The sequence below is a fragment of the Anoxybacillus sp. J5B_2022 genome, assembly GCF_026847645.1.
GTDB lineage: Bacteria > Bacillota > Bacilli > Bacillales > Anoxybacillaceae > Anoxybacteroides.
On sequence record NZ_JAPSMC010000116.1, the window covers coordinates 1 to 2851 of the forward strand.

3 protein-coding genes are annotated in these 2851 nt (G+C 47.9%); all 3 read left to right on the forward strand.

From position 1 onward, the window contains the following. The first annotated feature begins 4 nt into the window (after positions 1 to 4). Entirely contained in the window at positions 5 to 493 is a 489-nt protein-coding gene (locus M4I42_RS16515) for a DUF6431 domain-containing protein (protein ID WP_268853142.1), read from the forward strand. Positions 494 to 633: 140 nt separating this feature from the next. Further along, positions 634 to 1884 carry an IS481 family transposase gene (locus M4I42_RS16520; protein WP_268853140.1) on the forward strand — a complete coding sequence of 417 codons (1251 nt, stop codon included), beginning with the start codon at positions 634 to 636 and terminating at the stop codon, positions 1882 to 1884. Next, positions 1877 to 2677, forward strand: coding sequence for an ExeA family protein (locus M4I42_RS16525; RefSeq protein WP_268853141.1), 801 nt, complete (start codon positions 1877 to 1879; stop codon positions 2675 to 2677). Before M4I42_RS16520 ends, M4I42_RS16525 begins: the two co-directional genes overlap by 8 nt. Positions 2678 to 2851 lie beyond the last annotated feature (174 nt).

Consider the following 2851-nt stretch of genomic DNA (forward strand, 5'->3'; position numbering starts at 1 on the left):
GTCCATCCATCGTTGTCCACATTGTCAGGCGAAACGCAATCTTTATCGTCATGGCTATTACGAACGAAATGCATTGGTGGGGCAAGACGCCTATCGGATTTGGATTGCTCGTGATCGGTGCGTGATCTGCAAAAAGACGGTGACCGTGCTTCCCACGTTCCTCTTGCCGTATTTCCAATACACGATTTGGACGATTATCCACTGGCTCAAGGAACGCCTCTCCTCTCTCTTAGGCAAGGGGAAGGGTTCGTCCAAGTTTTTTCCTCTCCGACAAGGAGAGGATGTTTATATGCGTCGGTTTCTTGCTCATTTACCGTGGCTTCGTTGGTTTTTTCAAACCAAAGGGAAACGAATCCCGAGGGTGTCCAATAAACCACTCGTTCAAGCCCAAGAGTGGATACAAACCATCGAGGGAGTTGGGGTGGAGAAACTCGTCGAAGCGATGTGGAGGGAACATTCGACTCATTTTTTAGCAAATAGATTCGGTGCCTAATTTGTTTCTTTTTGGTTGTATTTCCAAAAACAATCGATTCCACAAACCTTTTGCGTCGACGAGGGGAAAGGGATTCGGTATGATGGAGGCAGGACGAACCGATTGGTTCTTCCGCAACATCGGAGAAGGAGGAAACCTTGATGGACGAATCAATGAGACAAGAAATCGCCCTATTTCGGTATGGATTGATCGCACCGTTAGTGAATGGGCAGGTCGATCCGAAATCGTACGTGAAGGAGGTGTCGACGCGCATGCATGCCGTTCCGCACTATGGCGAAAAACGGATCGCAGCGAAGACGATTCTAGACTGGTGCACCCAGTATAAAAAAGGCGGATTTGAAGCACTGAAGCCAAAACGTCGAGCGGATCGCGGCCATTCTCGAAGACTCACGATGGAAGACGAAGAGCATATTTTGGCATTACGAAAAAAATATCCCCATGCGCCGGTGACGGTGTTTTACCAACACCTCATCGAGCAGGGGGAAATAGAAAAACAAAACATATCCTATTTCACTATATATCGTTTATTAAAAAAATACAACCTTGTTGGGAAAGAAATTTCCCCGATGCCTGAACGAAAACGGTTTGCGTACGATGGAGTCAACGAGTTATGGCAAGGGGATTTGTCCCATGGTCCAGTGATTCGAGAGAATGGAAAGGCGCAAAAAACGTTTTTGATCGCCTACATCGATGATTGTTCACGGGTCGTGCCGTATGCCCAGTTTTTCTCTTCCGAGAAATTTGACGGGTTGCGCATCGTGACAAAAGAAGCGTTCCTGCGGTACGGGAAACCGAAGCGCATCTACTCCGATAACGGCAAAATTTATCGCTCGGAACCCCTACAATATGCTTGCGCAGAATTAGGGATCACGCTCATTCATACGCAGCCATATGATCCACAAAGCAAAGGGAAAATCGAGCGATTTTTCCGGACAGTGCAAACTCGGTTTTACCCGTTGTTGGAGATGGAGCCAGTGACGTCGCTTCCAGCGTTGAACGAGCGCTTCTGGAAGTGGCTCGAAGAAGACTACCACCGGAAGCCCCATGCGTCGCTAGAAGGAAAAACGCCACATGAAGTGTTTCAATCGCAAGTGCACATGGTATCGTTCGTGGAGGATGCGACTTGGCTGGACACGATTTTTTTGAAACGGGAGTTTCGCAAAGTGAAGGCGGATGGAACGATTACGTTAAACAAACAGCTGTATGAGGTTCCGCCTCGATTTATTGGACAATCCGTGGAAATTCGGTATGATGAGCAAGGGGTGTATGTATACGAAGACGGCAAAGAAGCAGCGAAAGCGACGCTGGTGCGCATGCACGATAATGCCTACGTCAAACGACATCGATCGCCGTTTGCGGGGCTAGGAAAGGAGGCAGGAACGGATGTATAAAACGTTCTACTCCCTTTCTCGAGAGCCGTTTTCGAAAGACACCAATCCGTCGGAAGCGTATCGAGGGTCTTCTTACGAAGAGGCCTTACACGCATTGGATTACGTGAAACGAACGAAAGGAATAGGGTTACTGACAGGAGAGCCGGGGGCGGGGAAAACATTCGCCCTTCGGACGTTCAAAGAATCGTTGAATCCTTCGTTGTATCACGTGGTGTATTTCCCGTTATCCACGGGCGGGGTGATGGATTTTTATCGAGGATTAGCCTTAGGGTTAGGCGAGGAACCGAAATACCGAAAGGTGGACTTGTTTTACCAAATTCAACAAGGAATCGAACGAATGGATCAGGAACGTCGAATCACTCCAGTGATTCTGCTAGATGAAATGCATCTTGCGAAAGATGCGTTTTTGCAAGATATCGCCATTCTGTTTAATTTTCACATGGACTCCACGAATCCGTTCGTGTTGATTTTGGCAGGACTGCCACACTTACAGATACGGTTGCGCTTGAATCACCATCGTCCGCTTCAACAACGCATCATCATGCGGTATCGGATGGGAGCGCTCTCGAAAGAAGAAGTGGCCGCGTACATTGAGCAGCGAATGAAGCAAGCAGGAGCGAAGCACTCGATTTTTACCCCTGCGGCGTTAGAGGCGATCGCCCTACAGTCGCAAGGATGGCCACGAGTCATCAATACGTTAACGACGACGTGCCTTTTATACGGCTACCAGCTAAAAAAGGACGTGATTGACGAAGAGATTGTTCGAATGGCGGTGGAGGAAACAGGGGCATAAGGAAAGGGGCCGAACGGCTCCTCTTCTTTTTCTGATTTTCGTCTGAGATAATGTGCAAAGGATCGGAAAAAGCGTGCAAAATCGGAGAGAATTCGCAAACATTTTGCGCGGTATTTCCGATTTTCATCCAAAATAATTTGAAAAAGTAGTTCTGAAATAGTGTGCTAATTTACA